This window comes from Pseudomonas sp. MT3, from assembly GCF_054720805.1.
Genome location: NZ_JBTVPY010000007.1, coordinates 128864 through 147864 on the forward strand (window position 1 = coordinate 128864; position 19001 = coordinate 147864).

General features: G+C 64.9%; 15 protein-coding genes and 1 pseudogene. 9 read left to right on the forward strand and 7 right to left on the reverse strand.

Annotated elements, in window-relative coordinates:
* The first annotated feature begins 4 nt into the window (after nucleotides 1-4).
* The 3 genes from ftsA to lpxC all read left to right on the forward strand — a co-directional run bounded on the left by ftsA (nucleotide 5) and on the right by lpxC (nucleotide 3514).
* On the forward strand, nucleotides 5-1252 hold the full coding sequence (gene ftsA / locus ACYCAX_RS09515; RefSeq protein WP_015475882.1) for a cell division protein FtsA: 1248 nt from the start codon (nucleotides 5-7) through the stop codon (nucleotides 1250-1252).
* Between the two features lie 53 nt (nucleotides 1253-1305).
* The gene (ftsZ, locus tag ACYCAX_RS09520) at nucleotides 1306-2490 is read left to right on the forward strand and encodes a cell division protein FtsZ (RefSeq protein WP_015475883.1); all 1185 of its coding nucleotides are present in this window, start codon (nucleotides 1306-1308) and stop codon (nucleotides 2488-2490) included.
* Between the two features lie 112 nt (nucleotides 2491-2602).
* The gene (lpxC, locus tag ACYCAX_RS09525; RefSeq protein ID WP_015475884.1) at nucleotides 2603-3514 is read left to right on the forward strand and encodes a UDP-3-O-acyl-N-acetylglucosamine deacetylase; all 912 of its coding nucleotides are present in this window, start codon (nucleotides 2603-2605) and stop codon (nucleotides 3512-3514) included.
* Between the two features lie 81 nt (nucleotides 3515-3595).
* On the opposite strand, the gene ACYCAX_RS09530 is transcribed toward lpxC, so the two are convergent.
* Nucleotides 3596-4051, reverse strand: coding sequence for a DUF721 domain-containing protein (locus tag ACYCAX_RS09530; RefSeq protein ID WP_460247859.1), 456 nt, complete (start codon nucleotides 4049-4051; stop codon nucleotides 3596-3598).
* Between the two features lie 300 nt (nucleotides 4052-4351).
* On the opposite strand from ACYCAX_RS09530, the gene secA reads away from it, so the two are divergent.
* The 4 genes from secA (at nucleotide 4352) to ACYCAX_RS09550 (ending at nucleotide 10219) form a co-directional block, all read left to right on the forward strand.
* Nucleotides 4352-7105: a preprotein translocase subunit SecA gene (gene secA, locus ACYCAX_RS09535; protein WP_460247860.1), complete on the forward strand. Its 2754-nt coding sequence runs from the start codon at nucleotides 4352-4354 to the stop codon at nucleotides 7103-7105.
* Nucleotides 7106-7197: 92 nt separating this feature from the next.
* Nucleotides 7198-8415 carry a bifunctional glutamate N-acetyltransferase/amino-acid acetyltransferase ArgJ gene (gene argJ, locus ACYCAX_RS09540; protein WP_460247861.1) on the forward strand — a complete coding sequence of 406 codons (1218 nt, stop codon included), beginning with the start codon at nucleotides 7198-7200 and terminating at the stop codon, nucleotides 8413-8415.
* Between the two features lie 162 nt (nucleotides 8416-8577).
* Nucleotides 8578-9207, forward strand: a complete 630-nt coding sequence (locus ACYCAX_RS09545; RefSeq protein WP_460247862.1) for a glutathione S-transferase family protein — start codon at nucleotides 8578-8580, stop codon at nucleotides 9205-9207.
* Between the two features lie 61 nt (nucleotides 9208-9268).
* Entirely contained in the window at nucleotides 9269-10219 is a 951-nt protein-coding gene (locus ACYCAX_RS09550; protein WP_294971344.1) for a Nudix family hydrolase, read from the forward strand.
* Between the two features lie 126 nt (nucleotides 10220-10345).
* Here ACYCAX_RS09550 and ACYCAX_RS09555 read toward each other — a convergent pair whose 3' ends face one another.
* The 4 genes and pseudogenes from ACYCAX_RS09555 to ACYCAX_RS09570 all read right to left on the reverse strand — a co-directional run.
* Complete coding sequence (locus ACYCAX_RS09555) at nucleotides 10346-10918, reverse strand: cob(I)yrinic acid a,c-diamide adenosyltransferase (protein ID WP_460247863.1); 573 nt, start codon at nucleotides 10916-10918, stop codon at nucleotides 10346-10348.
* A 3-nt stretch (nucleotides 10919-10921) separates the two neighbouring features.
* The gene (locus ACYCAX_RS09560) at nucleotides 10922-12973 is read right to left on the reverse strand and encodes a sensor histidine kinase (RefSeq protein WP_294971459.1); all 2052 of its coding nucleotides are present in this window, start codon (nucleotides 12971-12973) and stop codon (nucleotides 10922-10924) included.
* A gap of 58 nt (nucleotides 12974-13031) precedes the next feature.
* Entirely contained in the window at nucleotides 13032-13943 is a 912-nt protein-coding gene (locus ACYCAX_RS09565; protein ID WP_015475892.1) for a putative 2-dehydropantoate 2-reductase, read from the reverse strand.
* Nucleotides 13944-13982: 39 nt separating this feature from the next.
* Nucleotides 13983-15002, reverse strand: a pseudogene (locus tag ACYCAX_RS09570) (response regulator); the annotation flags it as partial.
* A 115-nt stretch (nucleotides 15003-15117) separates the two neighbouring features.
* Here ACYCAX_RS09570 and ACYCAX_RS09575 point away from each other — a divergent pair.
* Nucleotides 15118-15597 (forward strand): YajQ family cyclic di-GMP-binding protein, encoded by a 480-nt coding sequence (locus ACYCAX_RS09575; protein WP_015475894.1) that lies wholly within the window; start codon nucleotides 15118-15120, stop codon nucleotides 15595-15597.
* Between the two features lie 152 nt (nucleotides 15598-15749).
* On the forward strand, nucleotides 15750-16592 hold the full coding sequence (locus tag ACYCAX_RS09580) for a mechanosensitive ion channel family protein (protein ID WP_015475895.1): 843 nt from the start codon (nucleotides 15750-15752) through the stop codon (nucleotides 16590-16592).
* A gap of 54 nt (nucleotides 16593-16646) precedes the next feature.
* Here ACYCAX_RS09580 and ACYCAX_RS09585 read toward each other — a convergent pair whose 3' ends face one another.
* A complete protein-coding gene (locus tag ACYCAX_RS09585) occupies nucleotides 16647-18452 on the reverse strand; it encodes an AmpG family muropeptide MFS transporter (protein ID WP_015475896.1) in 1806 nt (601 codons plus the stop codon).
* Nucleotides 18453-18494: 42 nt separating this feature from the next.
* Nucleotides 18495-18869 carry an MGMT family protein gene (locus tag ACYCAX_RS09590; protein ID WP_015475897.1) on the reverse strand — a complete coding sequence of 125 codons (375 nt, stop codon included), beginning with the start codon at nucleotides 18867-18869 and terminating at the stop codon, nucleotides 18495-18497.
* Nucleotides 18870-19001 lie beyond the last annotated feature (132 nt).

Sequence of the window (19001 nt, forward strand, 5' to 3'; positions counted from 1 at the left end):
AAACATGGCAAGCGTGCAGAGCGGCAAAATGGTCGTCGGCCTGGACATCGGCACCTCCAAGGTGGTGGCGCTGGTGGGCGAGGTGGCCGCCGATGGCAAGCTGGAGATCGTCGGCATCGGGACGCACCCGTCGCGCGGCCTGAAGAAGGGCGTGGTGGTGAACATCGAGTCCACCGTGCAGTCGATCCAGCGCGCCATCGACGAGGCCCAGCAGATGGCTGGCTGCCGTATCCACTCGGCTTTCGTCGGCATCGCCGGCAACCATATCCGCAGCCTGAACTCCCACGGCATCGTGGCGATTCGCGACCGCGAAGTGAGCGGCGCCGATATCGAGCGCGTGCTGGACGCGGCCCAGGCCGTGGCCATCCCGGCCGACCAGCGTGTGCTGCACACCCTGGCCCAGGACTACGTGATCGATAACCAGGAAGGCGTGCGCGAGCCGCTGGGCATGTCCGGCGTGCGCCTGGAAGCCAAGGTGCACGTGGTGACCTGTGCGGTGAACGCCGCGCAGAACATCGAGAAGTGCGTGCGCCGCTGCGGCCTGGAAGTGGACGACATCATCCTCGAGCAGCTGGCTTCGGCCTACTCGGTGATCACCGAGGACGAAAAGGAACTGGGCGTGTGCCTGGTGGATATTGGCGGCGGCACCACCGACATCGCCATCTTCACCGAAGGCGCCATTCGGCATACCGCGGTGATCCCGATCGCCGGCGATCAGGTTACCAACGACATCGCTATGGCGTTGCGCACCCCGACACAATATGCCGAAGAGATCAAGATTCGATATGCTTGTGCCCTAGCCAAACTGGCCGGTGCGGGCGAAACCATCAAGGTGCCCAGCGTAGGGGACCGGCCGCCGCGGGAACTGTCGCGCCAAGCGCTTGCCGAAGTGGTCGAACCTCGTTACGACGAGCTGTTCACCCTGGTTCAAGCGGAGTTGCGCCGCAGTGGCTACGAGGACCTGATTCCGGCAGGGATCGTCCTGACCGGAGGCACTTCCAAGATGGAAGGCGCGATCGAGCTGGCCGAAGAGATCTTTCACATGCCGGTGCGCCTGGGCGTACCGCACAGCGTCAAAGGACTGACCGACGTCGTGCGCAATCCAATCTACTCCACGGGCGTGGGCCTGCTCATGTACGGGCTGCAGAAGCAGTCCGACGGCATCTCCATGTCCGGCAGCAGCTTCAGCAGCGACGAACCCAAGACACCGGTACTGGAAAAGCTTAAACGCTGGGTCCAGGGCAATTTCTGATTTACCACCGCGGTAAACGTAGGCGACACAACTAGAAAGGAAGGAGAGGGGAAATGTTTGAACTGGTAGATAACGTCCCAACTACAGCAGTCATCAAGGTTATCGGCGTAGGTGGCGGCGGCGGCAACGCCGTGAACCACATGGCCAAGAACAACGTTGATGGCGTCGAATTCATTTGCGCCAACACCGATGCGCAGGCGCTGAAGAACATCGCCGCGCGCACCGTGCTGCAGCTCGGCCCGGGTGTGACCAAGGGCCTGGGTGCTGGCGCCAACCCGGAAGTCGGCCGCCAGGCCGCCATCGAGGACCGCGAGCGCATCGCCGAGGTACTGGAAGGCGCCGACATGGTCTTCATCACCACCGGCATGGGTGGCGGTACCGGTACCGGTGCTGCGCCGATCATCGCCGAGGTTGCCAAGGAAATGGGCATCCTTACCGTGGCGGTGGTCACCCGTCCGTTCCCGTTCGAGGGCCGCAAGCGCATGCAGATCGCCGACGAGGGCATCCGCGCGCTGGCTGAAAGCACCGACTCGCTGATCACCATCCCCAACGAGAAGCTGCTGACCATCCTGGGCAAGGACGCGAGCCTGCTGGCCGCCTTCGCCAAGGCTGACGATGTGCTGGCCGGTGCCGTTCGCGGTATCTCCGACATCATCAAGCGCCCGGGCATGATCAACGTCGACTTCGCCGACGTGAAGACCGTCATGAGCGAGATGGGCATGGCCATGATGGGCACCGGCTGCGCCAGCGGCCCGAACCGCGCTCGCGAGGCTACCGAAGCCGCGATCCGCAATCCGCTGCTGGAGGACGTCAACCTGCAGGGCGCCCGCGGCATCCTGGTGAACATCACCGCGGGTCCGGACCTGTCCCTGGGCGAGTACTCCGACGTGGGTAACATCATCGAGCAGTTCGCTTCCGAGCACGCCACTGTCAAGGTGGGCACCGTGATCGATCCGGACATGCGCGACGAGCTGCACGTCACCGTGGTCGCCACCGGTCTGGGTGCGCGCCTGGAGAAGCCGGTCAAGGTCGTCGACAACACCGTGCAGACCCAGGCCGTCAGCACCCAGGCTCCGGTTCAGCGTGAGCACCAGTCGGTGAACTACCGCGACCTGGACCGTCCGACCGTCATGCGCAATCAGTCCCACGGCGGCGCTGCCACCGCGGCCAAGCTGAATCCGCAGGACGATCTGGATTACCTGGATATCCCGGCCTTCCTGCGTCGTCAGGCCGATTGAGTCGATTTATCAGGAGTATCAATGTGATTGGTGTTCAGCAAAGGGCGGTTCTGCTATCATCGCCGCCCATTGTTGAAAACAGTTCGCAACTTGCGCGAAAACGGCCAAAGCCATGATCAGACAACGCACCTTGAAGAACATCATCCGGGCGACCGGTGTCGGCCTGCACTCCGGGGAGAAGGTTTACCTGACCCTGAAGCCGGCTCCCGTCGATACCGGTATCGTGTTCTGCCGGGCCGATCTCGACCCGGTAGTGGAAATCCCCGCTCGAGCTTCGAACGTGGGTGAAACCACCATGTCGACCACCCTGATCAAGGGTGACGTCAAGGTGGATACCGTGGAGCATCTGCTGTCGGCCATGGCTGGCCTGGGTATCGACAACGCCTATGTCGAGCTGTCCGCATCGGAAGTTCCGATCATGGACGGCAGCGCGGGTCCCTTTGTATTCCTGATCCAGTCCGCCGGCCTGCAAGAGCAGGAAGCGGCGAAGAAGTTCATCCGCATCAAGCGCGAAGTGACCGTGGAAGAGGGCGACAAGCGCGCCACTTTCGTGCCCTTCGATGGCTTCAAGGTGAGCTTCGAGATCGACTTCGATCACCCGGTTTTCCGTGGTCGCACCCAGAAGGCCGTTGTGGACTTCTCCAGCACTTCCTTCGTCAAGGAGGTCAGCCGCGCCCGTACCTTCGGGTTCATGCGCGACATCGAGATGCTGCGTTCGCAGAACCTGGCGCTCGGTGGCAGTGTGGAGAACGCCATCGTGGTCGACGAGTATCGTGTGCTCAACGAAGATGGCCTTCGTTATGAGGACGAATTCGTCAAGCACAAGATCCTGGACGCCATCGGAGACCTGTACCTGTTGGGTAACAGTCTCATCGGCGAGTTCATCGGCTACAAGTCCGGTCACGCCCTGAACAACCGTCTGCTGCGTACCCTCATCGCAGACAAGGACGCTTGGGAAGTGGTGACCTTCGAGGACGCCAAGACCGCGCCGATCTCCTATATGCGACCCGCCGCGGCCGTATAAAGGAACCTCCTTCCTTCAGTAATATCTTCAAAGGCCACCTTCGGGTGGCCTTTTTTTATGCAGACTGTTTGCGCCTTCTGCCTATTCCGTCGGCTTGCGGCTACGGCTGGCAAGGCGCTCCAAGGCTGCCTTGAGCTGTGGATTGTCGATGCCTTCGGCGGCCTCATGAAGCGTGGCGGCGGCCGACTCCGTCAGCGTAACGCTGCGTACCGGCGCGCTGGCCTGACTGTGGGGCTGCACCTTGAGCAGGATGCGCGCAAGTCCTTTGAACTCATCGAAGGCGGCGAGCTGCCGCAGCAGGCGGTTCTGCTGGTAGCGCAGCCGCGTGGCCCAGTGGCCGTCGGTGACGATCAGCAGCAGGCTGCCTTCGCGCCAGGACGCGATACGGCAATAAGGGCGCGCGGCGGGCTGCAGCTGTGAGTCGAGCAGTTCTTGCAGGCGCGAGAGACGCTGGGCCTCGGCGAACAGCGATTGCAGGGGCTTGGCTTCGCGCAGCAGCTTGGTCGATGCCTGGGCGGGCAGGGGGCGGAAGGCCATGATGGAGAACCCGGGTGAATGAAGGACGATGGTAGCAGAAGGCGGATTCCTCCGGTTGGGGATGCTTGCCGCGGCGCAGCCTTGAAGTTGTGCGGCCGCGTCACCATATCCAGCACGCGGATCGAAAGTTATCTGTCCATGCATTGCCCGAAATGTCATGGAGTGCGAAGCTTCCAAGGATGACTTCGGCACTTTTTTCATACACGTTTCCGGGTAGAATGCCCGCTTCGTTGCCGTTCCGCGCCGCGGCCAGCCAGTCGGGCAGCCCTCCAATTCTCCAGTTCGGATGACCCAGTCGATATGTTTGCGCCTTTGTTGAAAAAACTCTTTGGAAGCAAGAACGAGCGCGAAGTGAAGCGCATGGCCAAGCAGGTCCAGGCCATCAATGCACTCGAGCCCCAGATGGTCCCGCTATCCGATGAGCAACTGAAGGCCAAGACCGAAGAGTTCAAGGCGCGTGTTGCCAAGGGGGAAACCCTCGACCAGATCCTGCCCGAAGCCTTCGCCGTCGCCCGTGAGGCCGGCAAGCGCGTGATGGGCATGCGTCACTTCGACGTCCAGCTGATCGGCGGCATGAGCCTGCACGAAGGCAAGATCGCCGAAATGCGTACCGGTGAGGGCAAGACCCTCGTGGGTACCCTGGCCGTCTACCTGAACGCCCTGTCCGGCAAAGGCGTGCACGTGGTCACCGTGAACGACTACCTGGCCCGCCGCGACGCCAACTGGATGCGCCCGCTGTACGAGTTCCTCGGTCTTTCCGTGGGCATCGTCAGCCCGTTCCAGCCGCCGGAAGAGAAGCGCGCCGCCTACGCCGCCGACATCACCTACGGCACCAACAACGAATTCGGCTTCGATTACCTGCGCGACAACATGGCGTTCAGCCTGGAGGACAAGTTCCAGCGCGAGCTGAACTTCGCCGTGGTCGACGAAGTGGACTCCATCCTCATCGACGAAGCGCGGACTCCGCTGATCATCTCCGGGCAGGCCGAAGACAGCTCCGAGCTGTACATCAAGATCAACAAGCTGATCCCGCGCCTGAATCGCCACATCGAGGAAGTCGAAGGCCAGGTGACCCAGCAGGGCCACTACAGCATCGACGAGAAGACCCGCCAGGTCGAACTCAACGAGCAGGGCCATGCCTACGTCGAGGAACTGCTGACCCAGAACGGCCTGCTGGCCGAGGGCGAGAGTCTCTACTCGGCGCACAACCTCAGCCTGCTGACCCACGTCTACGCCGCGCTGCGTGCCCACACCCTGTTCCACCGCAACGTCGAGTACATCGTCCAGGGCGACCAGGTCCTGCTGATCGACGAGCACACCGGCCGTACCATGCCGGGTCGCCGCCTCTCCGAGGGCCTGCACCAGGCCATCGAGGCGAAGGAAAACCTGCCGATCCAGGCCGAGAGCCAGACCCTGGCCTCGACCACCTTCCAGAACTACTTCCGCCTCTACACCAAGCTGGCCGGCATGACCGGTACCGCCGATACCGAGGCCTTCGAGTTCCGCCAGACCTACGGCCTGGACGTGGTGGTGATCCCGACCCACCGTCCGGTCGCCCGTAAGGACTTCAACGACCTGGTCTACCTGACCCAGGACGAGAAGTACGCCGCCATCATCACCGACGTGCAGCAGTGCCAGGCGCTGGGGCGTCCGATCCTGGTGGGTACCGCTTCGGTCGAAACCTCCGAGTACGTCTCGCAGCTGCTGCAGAAGGCCGGTATCGAGCACAAGGTACTGAACGCCAAGTACCACGAGAAGGAAGCCGAGATCATCGCCCAGGCCGGTCGTCCGGGCTCGGTCACCATCGCCACCAACATGGCTGGTCGTGGTACCGATATCCTGCTGGGCGGCAACTGGGAAGTGGAAGTCGCCGCGCTGGAGACCCCCACCGACGAGCAGGTCGCGCAGATCAAGGCCGACTGGCAGAAGCGTCACCAGCAGGTCATCGAAGCCGGCGGCCTGCACGTGATCGCCTCCGAGCGCCACGAGTCCCGTCGTATCGACAACCAGTTGCGTGGCCGTGCCGGCCGTCAGGGCGACCCGGGTTCCAGCCGTTTCTACCTGTCGCTGGAAGACCACCTGATGCGCATCTTCGCCTCCGACCGGGTGAAGAACTTCATGAAGGCCCTGGGCATGCAGCCGGGCGAGGCGATCGAGCACCGCATGGTGACCAACGCCATCGAAAAGGCACAGCGCAAGGTCGAAGGCCGCAACTTCGACATTCGTAAGCAACTGCTGGAGTTCGACGACGTCGCCAACGAGCAGCGCAAGGTGATCTACCACATGCGCAACAGCCTGCTGGCGGCCGAAAACATCGGCGACACCATCGTCGAGTTCCGCGAGGAAACCCTGAGCAACACCATCAGCCAGCACATTCCGCCGCAGTCGCTGCCAGAACAGTGGGACATCGCCGGCCTGGAAGCAGCGCTGTACAGCGACTTCGCCCTGAAGCTGCCGGTACAGCAGTGGCTGGACGAAGACGAGAAACTCTACGAGGAAACCCTGCGCGAGAAGATCCTCGCCGAGCTGGTGGCCGCCTACAACGAGAAGGAAGAGCTCGCCGGCGCCGAAGCCCTGCGCACCTTCGAGAAGCAGATGCTGCTGCGTGTGCTGGACGACCTGTGGAAGGACCACCTGTCCACTATGGATCACCTGCGCCACGGTATTCACCTGCGCGGCTACGCACAGAAGAACCCGAAGCAGGAATACAAGCGCGAGTCCTTCAACCTGTTCCAGGAACTGCTGGACTCGGTCCGGCGCGACACCATCCGTGTGCTGTCCTTCGTTCAGGTTCGCCGCGAAGACCCGGCCGAGGAAGAAGCCCGTCTGCGCCGCGAAGCCGAGGAAATGGCCAAGCGCATGCAGTTCCAGCATGCCGCCGCGCCGTCCATGGAGCAGGCCACCGCCACCGACGAAGAAGGTGAGCAGCCTGAAGGCGCCGCGAACGTGGTGCCGATGGAGCCGGTGCGCAACGAGCCGAAGATTGGCCGCAACGAACCGTGCCCCTGCGGTTCGGGCAAGAAATACAAGCACTGCCACGGTCAGGTGGAATAACCTCTCCCGACCCTGATACCGACGCCGCGACCGGCCTAGCCGCTCGCGGCGTTTTTCTCATCTGATCCACTGTTTCGATAGGAGCGCGTCACATGGCTGTTGGTCTCGGCCCCATGTCCACCCTGCACCCGGTTCCCGGTTTCGAACTCGGCATCGCCTCCGCCGGTATCAAGCGTCCCGGTCGCAAGGACATCGTGGTGATGCGCTGTGCCGAAGGCTCCAGCGTAGCGGGTGTGTTCACCACCAACGCCTTCTGCGCCGCGCCGGTGATCCTGGCACGCAAGCGTTTCCTGGGCCCGGTGCGCTACCTGCTGACCAACACCGGCAACGCCAACGCCGGCACCGGTGAGTCGGGCCTGGCCGCCGCTACCCGCACCTGCGCCAGGCTGGCCGAGCTTGCCGGTGTGCTGGAAAACGCCGTGCTGCCGTACTCCACCGGGGTGATCGGCGAGCCGCTGCCGGTCGAGAAGATCGAAGCCGCGCTGCCCGCCGCGTTGGCCAACCTGTCCGTGGACAACTGGGCCGATGCCGCCACCGGCATCATGACCACCGACACCCTGCCCAAGGGCGCCAGCCGTCAGTTCGAGCATGATGGCGTGACCATCACCGTCACCGGCATCAGCAAGGGCGCCGGTATGATCAAGCCGAACATGGCCACCATGCTCGGTTACATCGCCACCGACGCCAAGGTTGCCCAGGCCGTGCTGCAGGACCTGCTGCGCGACGCGGCGAACAAGTCCTTCAACCGCATCACCATCGATGGCGACACTTCCACCAACGACTGCTGCATGCTGGTCGCCACCGGCCAGGCCGCGCTGCCGGAAATCACCGCTGCCTCCGGCGCGCTGTTTGCCGCGCTGAAACAGGCTGTGCTGGAGGTCTCGATGGAGCTGGCCCAGGCCATCGTCCGTGATGGCGAAGGCGCCACCAAGTTCGTCACCGTACAGGTGAACGGCGGTGCGACTCATCAGGAGTGCCTGGACGTCGGCTACGCCGTGTCCCACTCGCCGCTGATCAAGACCGCGCTGTTCGCCTCCGATCCGAACTGGGGCCGCATCCTCGCCGCCGTTGGCCGCGCTGGCGTGCCGGACCTGGATGTGAGCCTGATCGACGTGTACCTGGACGATGTCGCCATCGCCAGCCGCGGCGGCCGCGCCGCCAGCTACACCGAGGACCAGGGAGCGAAGGTCATGGCCCAGGAAGAGATCACCATTCGCATCGACCTTGGCCGCGGAACCTGCAGCGAGACTATCTGGACCACCGACCTGTCCCATGAGTACGTGAAGATCAACGCGGAATACCGCACTTGAAAGCAGCGGCAAGCTTGAAGCTGCCAGCCACAAGCTAGAGCTTTCTGGCTTGCAGCTTTACGTCCGATTCCCGATTTTCATCGAAGGATGAAAATCGGGAATTTGTTTTCATGGCTCGCGCGCTCTAAGGTCTTCTGACCGACCCTCAAGAGCATCGCGCCCATGTCCCTCACTCTGATCATCGGCAGCAAGAACACCTCGTCCTGGTCCCTGCGCGGCTGGCTGGCCATGCAGCTCACCGGTGCCGACTTCGAGGAAATCCTGATTCCGCTGGGTGGCGTGGATACCGCTCGGCGCATCCGCGAGCACTCGCCCACCGGCAAGGTGCCGGCACTCAAGTGCGAGCACGGGGTGATCTGGGATTCCCTGGCCATTGCCGAATACCTCGCCGAGCGCTTCCCCGAAGCCCACCTCTGGCCCCGTGGCGAGGCCGCCCGCGCCCTGGCGCGCTCGGTCTGCGCCGAGATGCACAGTGGTTTCATGGCGTTGCGTTCGTACATGCCGATGGATATCCAGCGCAACCAGCCGCTGGCGGATGTGCCGGACACGGTGGAGGCGGACGTCGCTCGCGTCGTCGAAGTCTGGAGCCTGTGCCGCAAACAGTTCGGCCAGGACGGCCCCTTCCTGTTCGGCCACGCGAGCATCGCCGATGCCTTCTACGCGCCGGTCGCCACGCGCCTGCGCAGCTACTGCGTGACCCTGCCCATCGAGGCGCAGAACTATGTCGACGCGATCCATGCCTGGCCGACCTTCCGTCCCTGGCTGGAGGCGGCGATGGTCGAACGTGCTTGATCCTGACGGTAGAATGCCCGTCTGCGCGGGCCCTGCCTGAATCGGATTGAGGAGTAGCACTGTGAAACGAGTACATGTCGCCGCCGCCGTGATTCGCGGACTCGATGGCCGGGTTCTGATTGCCCGCCGTCCGGACGACAAGCACCAGGGCGGTCTCTGGGAGTTTCCCGGTGGCAAGGTGGAAGAGGGTGAGGCGGTGCCGGTCGCCCTGGCCCGCGAGCTGAAGGAAGAGCTGGGTATCGAGGTCGAGCAGGCGCGCCCGCTGATCCGCGTGCAGCATGACTACAGCGACAAACACGTGCTGCTGGACGTCTGGGAGGTTTCCGCCTTTTCCGGCATGCCGCACGGCGCCGAAGGCCAGCCGCTGGCCTGGGTTGCCCCGCGCGACCTGCCGGACTACGAGTTCCCGGCGGCCAACGCGCCCATCGTGCAGGCCGCGCGCCTGCCGGATCGCTACCTGATCACCCCGGACGGTCTGGACGTCCCGCAACTGGTGCAGGGCGTGCGTGCCGCGGTCGCCAGTGGTATTCGCCTGATCCAGCTGCGCGCGCCGAACATGTACAGCCCGGAGTACCGCGACCTGGCCGTGGATGTCCAGGGCCTGTGCGCCGGCAAGGCACAGTTGATGCTCAAGGGCCCGCTGGAGTGGCTGGGTGACTTCCCGGCGGCCGGCTGGCACCTGACTTCCGAGCAACTGCGCAAGTACGCGCCCAATGGCCGTCCGTTCCCCCGCGAACGCCTGCTGGCGGCGTCCTGCCACAGCGCCGAGGAACTGGAGTTGGCAGCCCGCATGGGGGTGGATTTCGTCACCCTGTCGCCGCTGCAGCCGACGCAGAGCCATCCGGGCGAGCCGGCGCTGGGCTGGGAGGCCGCGGCTGAATTGATCGAGGGCTTCAACCAGCCGGTGTTCCTGCTCGGTGGTGTCGGCCCGCAGGAAATCGAGCGTGCCTGGCAGGTCGGCGCGCAGGGCGTGGCGGGTATCCGCGCGTTCTGGCCGAAGACGGAAGGCTGATCCAGCGCCGAACTGACGGCTCTTCGTAGGCGCGAGGGGGACGCCATCGTTATTGCTCGCGAACCGTACGGCACCGTAGCTCGGCATGTTCGCGAGCAAGCTCGCTCCTACAGGTCGGTTCCCTGATCAGGCGGGCTTTTCGGCGGCCTGCCAGAGAATCTCGTCCACGCCCTGGCGTCGGGCGATGAAGCGGGCGGCGACGAACAGCAGGTCGGAAAGCCGGTTCAGGTAGCGCAGCCCGGCACCTTCCAACGGTTCCTCGGCATTGAGCTGCTGGCAGCGCCGCTCGGCGTTGCGTGCCTGGGCACGGCACAGGTGGGCCAGGGCCACCAGGCGCGAACCGCCGGGCAGGATGAAGTTCTTCAGCGGTCCGAGTTCGTCGTTCCAGCGGTCGATGACCTGCTCCAGACGCTCCACTTCGGCGTCGTTCAACGCGCGGTATTCCGGCATGGCCAGTTCGCCTCCCAGATCGAACAGACGGTGCTGGATTGGCGCCAGTACCCCGATGACCTCTTCCAGGGCGCTGCTGCGCGCTTCATGCAGCCCGGCCAGCAGCAGGCCGAGATGGCTGTTCAGCTCGTCCACGGCGCCCATTGCCTCTACCCGTGGGTGGTGTTTGGGCACACGGCGGCCATCGGCCAGGCCGGTTTCGCCATTGTCGCCGGTGCGGGTATAGATCTTGGATAGTCGGTTGCCCATGACTCAGTGCTCCGTGTCGTCGCCCGCCAGCAGGGGCGTGGGGGAAGTGACTTCGGCGCCCAGGGGCAGCCGCAGGGTGAAGCAGGTGCCCAGGCCCAGTTCGGACTGCACCTCCATCTGTCCCTTGTGATTGTTGGTGATGATGAAGTACGACACCGACAGGCCCAACCCGGTGCCCTGGCCGACTTCCTTGGTGGTGAAGAAGGGCTCGAAGATGCGTTTGCGCACCTTCTCCGGCATGCCGCAGCCATTGTCTTCCACCTGGACTTCCGCCCACGGCGGATTCAGCCGGGTGCGCAGGACGATCCGGCCCAGTTCGCCTTCTTCCTCGTCGTCACGCAGGTGGATGGCCTGGGCGGCGTTCTTCAGCAGGTTGAGCAGCACCTGCTCGACCTCGTTGGCGATCACCGGCACCGGGCCCAGGCGCGGATCGAACTCGTGGAGGATCTGTAGTGACTTGAAGTCGAAGCCGCCGGTGAGGTCGAAATCGTTTCCGGCGATCTCCACGGCCTGCTCCAGCAGCGCCGGCAGCTCGCAGGCGGTCATCTGGCGGTGGCTGCGGCGGCTGAAGGAGAGCATGTGGGTGACGATCTTCGCGGCGCGGGAGCCGGCGTACTGGATGCCATCCATCAGCTTGGGGATCTCCCGCGCCTCCAGGTAGTGATTGAGGTCTTCCAGGTGCACGCCGACTTCCCCGGCGACCTCCAGGTTCTTCGGCAGGTCCGGCGACAGGCGCCGGCGGATGTTCTGCACGTTGTGCAGGATGGCCCCCAGCGGGTTGTTGATCTCGTGGGCCATGCCGGCGGCCAGGCCGCCGACGGAGAGCATCTTCTCCGACTGTACCATCAGTTCTTCCATCCCCAGGCGGTCGGTGATGTCGTCGATGCGGATCACCGCGCCGCGCCCGGTGCCGCCCATCAGCGGGTAGAAGGTCAGGGCGTAGTGGCGAGGGGCATCGGTGAGGGCCCAGGTAACCCGTTCGACGCGCTCCACCTTGTGCTGCTCGGCGGCGCGGGTGAGCTGCGGCAGGAAGTGTTTCAGCGAGGGGAAGGCGAGGAACACCGGCTGGTTCACCGCGTCGTCCAGGCTGGTGCCGGAGAGCTGGCTGGCTTCCTGGTTCCATTGGGTGACGTAGAGCTGCTCGTCCACCGCGATCAGTGCCGAGGGCATCGAGTCGATGATGCTGTTGAGGTAGTGCTGGAAGCCGGTGAGCTTCTTCTCGATCTTGCTGCGCACCTGGACTTCCAGCTCCAGCTTGCGGTTCGAGCGGCGGGTTTCCTCGGCCAGCGACTGGGCCTGTTCCACGGCTTCCTGGGCATCGTCGCGGGCGCGCTTGAGCTGCTGCTCGCGGGCTTCGATACGGCTCAGCATGGTGTTGAAGGCGTCGGCCAGGCGGCCGATCTCGTCGGCGTTGCCGCGTTCGGCGCGCAGGGCGTAGTTCTCTTCGCGGGTGACCTGGCGGGAGAGCTCTTCCAGGCTGCGGATCGGCCGGGTGATCAGGCGGCGGATCTGCTGGGCGATGAGCAGCCAGAGCAGCACGCTGACCGCGAGGATCACCAGGCTGGCGGTCAGGGTGCCGGTGTAGAAGGCGCCGGGCAGCTCGCTGCTGGCGACCAGCAGCAGATAGCCGCTGTTGCGGCCGGGTTGGGGCAGCTCGAACAGGGCGTTGAGGCGGTACTCGTGCTGACGCCAGCGCTCCAGTTGGTCCAGTCGCTCGGGCAGGGCGACGGGGCCGTCACTGGGCGTCTGGGCGATGCGTTCGCCGTCGCTGTCGTAGAGCGCGGCGGCGCGCAGTGCCTGGTAGTCGTCGAGCTGGCGCAGCAGCACCTGGGCCTGGGTGGGAGAGGCCAGGGCCGGTTCGCTGAGCGCGGGGTTGGCGATCAGCCGGCCGATGGTCTGCAGCGCCTGGGGCGCCACGCTGTCCTGGGAGATCCAGTAGGCCGCGCTGATGAAGGCGAGGTTGGCGACCAGCATGACGGTGGCCAGCAGAACCAGCAGGGCGGCGAGGATCTTCTGGCCGACAGGCAGGTCTTCCAGGCGCTTGCGCAGGTTCAGGGGTGAAGGCATGGGCGGAACCGCAGGGAAACAGGGAGGCGGGCAGGGTAGCCCGCGATCAGGTGTCGGGCAATCCGCGCGCGCGCAGATGCTCGCGCAGCCGCTCGTGCAACGCCCGCAGTTGCGGCAGGGCCAGGTGCAGGCGGTCGCCCTCGCGGCAGGCGTGGCCGAGCAGGTAGGCGATTTCGCTGCGCCGGCCGTTGGCAACGTCCTGGTACATGGAGGAGAAGTTCGCGGCGGTGGCGGCGATCACGCGCTCGACGTCGCCCTGCAGTTCCCGGGCGGCGCTATCGAAGCCACAGGCGTGCAGCAACTGGCCCAGTTCGTCGCAGAGCCCGGCCACCTCCGCCGGATGGGCCGCCAGCTCGCCATTGCGGCACTGGTGCAGCACGGTCAGCGGATTGATCGCGCAGTTCAGCGCCAGCTTGCGCCACAGGCGCTCGAGGATATCCCCGCTCCATTGCGCGGGGATCTGCGCGCTACGCAGTTCCGTCACCCAGTCCGGCTCGGGACCGCCGGACTCGTCGCCCAGCCAGGTCTGTCCCTGGCCGGCGAACACCACGCGGAAATCCGCCGCGCGGAACGCACCTTCGGTACTGGATGCGTACAGGCAGCGGGCGCGAGGCAGGTGGGCGGCGACCGCCTGCTGGCTGCCCAGGCCGTTCTGCAGCAGGATCAGCTCGGCGCCGGGGACCAGCCGTGCGGCGACGCTGGCAACGGCCGGTTCGGCGTCGTAGGCCTTGCAGGCGAGCAGCAGGCGCTGGATCGGCCCGCCCTGGGCGGCGGTTTCCGCCGGAATCGGATAGAGGCTTTCCTGCCCGTCTTCCACCAGGCTGACGCCACCCAGGGCGCGGTAGGCGTTGAGGCGCTGGCGGTCGCGCAGCAGCAGGCGCACCGGCAGGCCGGCGCGGAAAAGGCGGGCGGCCCACAGGCAACCGAGGCTGCCGGCGCCGAGGATGTACCAGGTCATGGGGAGAACTTCGCGAACGTCGAGGGCTTACTGCGAAGTCTAGCGCAGCCCGGTCAGGCGGCTGGCGTTGATTCGTCCGCTGGCGTAGGCATCGGGCAGCAGCGCGCGGGCCTGCTGCATCAATTGCTCGGCGTCCACTGGCAGCGCCTTGGCGTCCAGGCCCAGCAGACCGATACCGGCCTTGAGCGTGATGAAGCCCTCGCTGGTCTTGAAGGCCTTGAGGTTGAGGCCGTCGTGCAGGCGCCGGAAGCTGCTCGGCGAGCACTCCTGCAGGTCTTCGAGCAGGGTGATCAGGGCGAAGTGCTGGTCGTCCAGGCGCGTCAGCACGTCGAGCGGTCGCACCAGCTGTTGCAGGCGTCGGGCGACGCCATGCAGCAGTTCGTTGTGGAAGGACGGGCCATGCTGGTGTCCGAGGACGGCCAGTTCCGGAATGCCGATCAGCATGTAGCACACCGCACCGCCGCGCGACTCCACCTGGCGGATGCTGTCGGCCAGTTTCTGCCGCAGATAGCGCAGGTTGCCCAGGCCCGTGGCGCTGTCCACCAGGTTGCGTTCTTCCAGGCTGATGATGTTCTCGGTGAGCAGGCGGTTTTCCATCAGCAGGCGCAGCAGGGTGTTGCTCAGGCGGTCGGCGGCCAGTACGCGGGGCACCAGTTGCTCGTTCATTGCGGACTTGCTGACGAAGTCGTCCACGCCACGGTCGAAGGCCTCGGCCAGGGCGCTGTCGCCTTCCTTGCCAGTGAGCAGGATGATGTAGGTGTAGTGGTCGCCGCTCTCGTCGAGCTGGCGCACCCGGGCGGTCAGTTCCAGGCCGTCCATCTCGGGCATCAGCCAGTCGGCGAGGAGGATGCTCGCCGGCTCCTGTTCCAGCAGTTGCAGCGCTTCGCTGGCGCTGCTGGCGAAACGCACGTTCTGGTAGCCGGCCTGGCTCAGCGCGCGGCCGATCATGGCGCTGGAGAACTTGGCATCGTCGACCACCAGGATGCTGAGATGGTTGGTAGGCATGGAAAGGCTCGCAAACGGGTGGGAAATGCCGGCACTTGTTCGGTTCTTTGTTGGACTGGGGGCCGGGCGCAGTCTTGCCGGTCAGTTATAATGACCGCGCATTTTTATCGTCAAGCCAGGCGCGAGTCCGATTGTGAACCGGGTCGCGCCGTCCATCTGGAGAGATGTCATGCCTTCGTTCGACGTGGTGTCCGAACTGGACAAACACGAACTGACCAACGCCCTGGACAACGCTGCCAAGGAACTGGACCGCCGTTTCGACCTGAAGGGCAAGTGCAGTTTCGAGGCCAAGGACAAGTCCATCACCCTGACCGCCGAAGCGGAGTTCATGCTCGAGCAGATGCTCGACATCCTTCGCGCCAGCCTGATCAAGCGCAAGATCGACAGCCAGTGCATGGAGATCAAGGATGCCTTCCCGTCCGGCAAGGTGGTCAAGCAGGAAGTGAACTTCCGCGAGGGCATCGACAAGGATCTGGCGAAGAAGATCGTCGCCCTGATCAAGGACAAGAAGCTCAAGGTCCAGGCCGCCATCCAGGGCGAGCAGGTGCGCGTCACCGGCAAGAAGCGCGACGACCTGCAGGAAGCCATCGCGCTGCTGCGCGGCGAGTCGTTGGGCATGCCGCTGCAGTTCAACAACTTCCGCGACTGACGCGAAGGGAACCTGACGTCGGACTGCGCCGTCTCAGGTAACGGCGCAGTACCGGTTCAAGCCGCCATGACCCAGGTCATGGCGGTTTCGTTTCCGGTAGTCGGAAATCGGCCGGCGGCGTTGCCGGCCCGCAAAAAAAGGGGAATCGATTCATGGATATCAATTACGACGCTCTGGTGAAGTCGGCCGAGGGCTGGCTGCCAGTGGTCCTCGCCTACAGCGGACAGATCGTTCTGGCGCTGCTCACGCTGCTGATCGGCTGGTGGCTGATCAATACCCTGACCACGCGGGTCGGCGGCCTGCTCGCCTCCCGCCACGTCGACCGCACGCTGCGCGGCTTCGTCGGCAGCCTGGTGAACATCATCCTGAAGATCCTGCTGCTGGTCAGCGTGGCCTCGATGATCGGCATCCAGACCACCAGCTTCGTCGCGGCCATCGGTGCCGCGGGCCTGGCCATCGGCCTGGCGCTGCAGGGCAGCCTGTCGAACTTCGCCGGCGGGGTGCTGATCCTGCTGTTCCGCCCGTTCAAGGTGGGCGACTGGATCGAGGCGCAGGGGGTGTCCGGCACCGTCGACACCATCCTGATCTTCCATACCGTGCTGCGCACCGGTGACAACAAGCGGGTGATCGTGCCCAACGGCGCGCTGTCCAACGGCACCATCACCAACTATTCCGCCGAGCCGCAGCGCAAGGTGGTATTCGATGTCGGCGTCGATTACGAGGCGGACCTCAAGCGCGCCCAGTCCGTGCTCCTGGATCTGGCCAAGGATCCGCGCGTGCTGCGCGATCCGGCGCCGGTGGCGGTGGTGAGCAACCTGGGCGAGAGTGCAGTCACGCTGTCCCTGCGTGTCTGGGTGAAGAATGCCGACTACTGGGACGTGATGTTCCTGTTCAACGAAACCGCTCGCGATGCCCTGGGCAAGCACGGCATCGGCATTCCCTTCCCGCACCGCGTGGTGAAGGTGGTGAGGGGCGAAATGGTCGATGTCGACTGAGGCGTTCACCGCTGCGTGAAAAAGGCCGGCATTCGCCGGCCTTTTTTCGTTGGCTCAGTGACGTTCCGCGCTGGGATGTGCCTGGGCTTCGGACGGCTCGTCCGGCGCGCCGTTGGTCATGTCGCCACGGTTGCGCAGCCAGAGCCAGCCGATCAGCACCAGGGTCGGCAGGCCCAGCAGGGCGGTGAAGAAGAAGAACCGTTCGTAGCCCATGCCTTCGACCATCGCTCCGGAGTAACCGCCAATGAAGCGCGGCAGCAGCAGCATGGTGGAGCTGAGCATGGCGTACTGGGTCGCGGAGAACTTCAGGTTGGTCAGGCTCGACAGGTAGGCGACGAAGGCCGAGGTGGCCAGGCCGCCGCTGAAGTTGTCGAGCATGATCGTCAGCACCAGCATGGTGACGTGCGGCTCGAGAACCTTCAGCAGGCTGAAGACGTTCTGGCTCATGAGGTGCGGATCGTCGATCGCTCCCATCTGCGCCAGCATGGCGAACAGGATGTTGGTCGCCGCGGAGGCCGCGCCGCCGATGAACAGGATCGGCAGGATGCTGAAGCGGGCGATCAGCACCCCGCCGGCGGCGGCGCCGATCAGCGTCATGATGACACCGAACAGCTTGCTGACGGTGGCGATGGTGTCCTTGGTGAAGCCCATGTCGATGTAGAACACGCTGGCCATCGTGCCCATGACGGTGTCCGACATCCGGTAGGTGGAGATCAGGCCGAGCAGCAGCAGCGCCTGCCAGCGGTAGCGGCGGACGAACTCGGTGATCGGCGTGAGCACCGGCGCCATCAGCAGGCGGCCCGGCGCGGAGATGCAGCTCAGGGCGACCAGCAGGTAGAGCGAGGCGAGCCAGTACTTGCCGTCGCTGACCATGTTGTAGAAGGCGGTGCCGGTCACCAGCAGGATGATCAGCACCATCACCGACACGGCCTGGTGGACGAAATCGAATTGCGGCAGGCCCTTGCCGTGCACGGCGAGCAGCAGCGGGCGGCGTACTTTCGACAGCAATTCGCGCACCGGACGGATCTGCCGGCGTCCGTGCGGGGTCATGCAGATGCCGATGAAGATGGCGTAGAGCGCGGCACGCGGCCAGGCCTGGTTGGTCAGCGCGGTGAGCATCGCCGGTATGGAGATCAGCAGCACCAGCAACTGCAGCACCGAGAACAACTGGTGGTTGAAGGCGAAGGCCGAGCTGCCGGCCTGTGGCTGCACGTTCACCGGAGGCTCGCTCATCAGCAGGGTGGTGATCAGACCGGGCAGGATCAGCAGGGCACACACCGTATAGGTCATGCCCCAGGCGCCCTGGCTGTAGTGCAGGGCGCTGGAGCCGCCCCATTCGGCGAGGAACAGCACGCCGGCAGTGGCCGTCAGCACGGCGACCCGGTAGCCGGTCATGTAGCAGGCGGCGAGGGCGGCCTGGCGGGTATTCTCGGCGATCTCCAGGCGATAGGCGTCGATGGCGATGTCCTGGGTGGCGGAGGCGAACGCCACCACCATCGCCAGGGCGATCAGCCAGTTCAGGTGCGTTTGCGGATTGCACAGGGCCATGCCGAGCAGGCCCAGGGCGATCAGGCCCTGGGAGAACACCAGCCAGGAGCGGCGGCGTCCGAGTCGGCCGATGATGGGCAGGCGCCACTGGTCGAGCATCGGCGACCACACCCATTTGAAGGCGTAGACCAGTCCGATCCAACTGGCGAAGCCGATGGTTTCCCGAGCGACACCCGCTTCACGCAACCACACCGAGAGGGTGGAGAGCACCAGCATGTACGGCAGGCCGGCGGCGAATCCCAGCAGCAAAAGCGCGAGGCTGGCGGGAGACTTGTAGGCAATCCATGCCTCTCGCCAGGAATGCTCTTTCATGGGGGTTGTTTTCCAGCAGGTCAAAAATTATCGCGAACTCTACTAGGACTGCTCGCCGCTAGGCCAGCCGTGCCGACGTATGTCCACCCGATCGTTATGGATTCTGACTCCTTCGGCCCGTAATCGTGCGCGCTGTTCGTTACCCGAGGGGCTGCCCAGCGGCAGACTGATGCGCCCACCGGCGGCGATGACCCGGTGCCAGGGCAGGCGGGTATCGGCCGGCAGTTGCCCGAGAATGCGCCCGACCAGGCGGGCCGCGCGGCCCAGGCCGGCCATGCGGGCCAGTTCGCCGTAGCTGACGACGCAGCCTTCGGGCACCTGGGCCAGCACCAGGAAGATCGCCTCGCGGCGCACCTGCAGGCTTTCCAGCCCGAGATCGGCGGGAGGGGCGGGGGATTCGGTCTTGCGTCTGGGCATGGCGTGATCACGTTTCGCGGCTTGCAGGGCAGCATATCGGGATGTCGGCGGCGGGCAAATGACCGGCCGAATCGGCGACCCATCTGTCAGTGCGGATGAACTCCCTGGGCAGGGGCCGGTCAGTCGTTGCTC

What these genes read in the sequence shown, in the direction of transcription:
- ftsA (WP_015475882.1), top strand. Translation starts at nt 5, where the DNA reads ATGGCAAGCGTGCAGAGCGGCAAAATGGTCGTCGGCCTGGACATCGGC.
- ftsZ (WP_015475883.1), top strand. Translation starts at nt 1,306, where the DNA reads ATGTTTGAACTGGTAGATAACGTCCCAACTACAGCAGTCATCAAGGTT.
- lpxC (WP_015475884.1), top strand. Translation starts at nt 2,603, where the DNA reads ATGATCAGACAACGCACCTTGAAGAACATCATCCGGGCGACCGGTGTC.
- ACYCAX_RS09530 (WP_460247859.1), bottom strand. Translation starts at nt 4,051, where the DNA reads ATGGCCTTCCGCCCCCTGCCCGCCCAGGCATCGACCAAGCTGCTGCGC.
- secA (WP_460247860.1), top strand. Translation starts at nt 4,352, where the DNA reads ATGTTTGCGCCTTTGTTGAAAAAACTCTTTGGAAGCAAGAACGAGCGC.
- argJ (WP_460247861.1), top strand. Translation starts at nt 7,198, where the DNA reads ATGGCTGTTGGTCTCGGCCCCATGTCCACCCTGCACCCGGTTCCCGGT.
- ACYCAX_RS09545 (WP_460247862.1), top strand. Translation starts at nt 8,578, where the DNA reads ATGTCCCTCACTCTGATCATCGGCAGCAAGAACACCTCGTCCTGGTCC.
- ACYCAX_RS09555 (WP_460247863.1), bottom strand. Translation starts at nt 10,918, where the DNA reads ATGGGCAACCGACTATCCAAGATCTATACCCGCACCGGCGACAATGGC.
- ACYCAX_RS09565 (WP_015475892.1), bottom strand. Translation starts at nt 13,943, where the DNA reads ATGACCTGGTACATCCTCGGCGCCGGCAGCCTCGGTTGCCTGTGGGCC.
- ACYCAX_RS09575 (WP_015475894.1), top strand. Translation starts at nt 15,118, where the DNA reads ATGCCTTCGTTCGACGTGGTGTCCGAACTGGACAAACACGAACTGACC.
- ACYCAX_RS09580 (WP_015475895.1), top strand. Translation starts at nt 15,750, where the DNA reads ATGGATATCAATTACGACGCTCTGGTGAAGTCGGCCGAGGGCTGGCTG.
- ACYCAX_RS09585 (WP_015475896.1), bottom strand. Translation starts at nt 18,452, where the DNA reads ATGAAAGAGCATTCCTGGCGAGAGGCATGGATTGCCTACAAGTCTCCC.
- ACYCAX_RS09590 (WP_015475897.1), bottom strand. Translation starts at nt 18,869, where the DNA reads ATGCCCAGACGCAAGACCGAATCCCCCGCCCCTCCCGCCGATCTCGGG.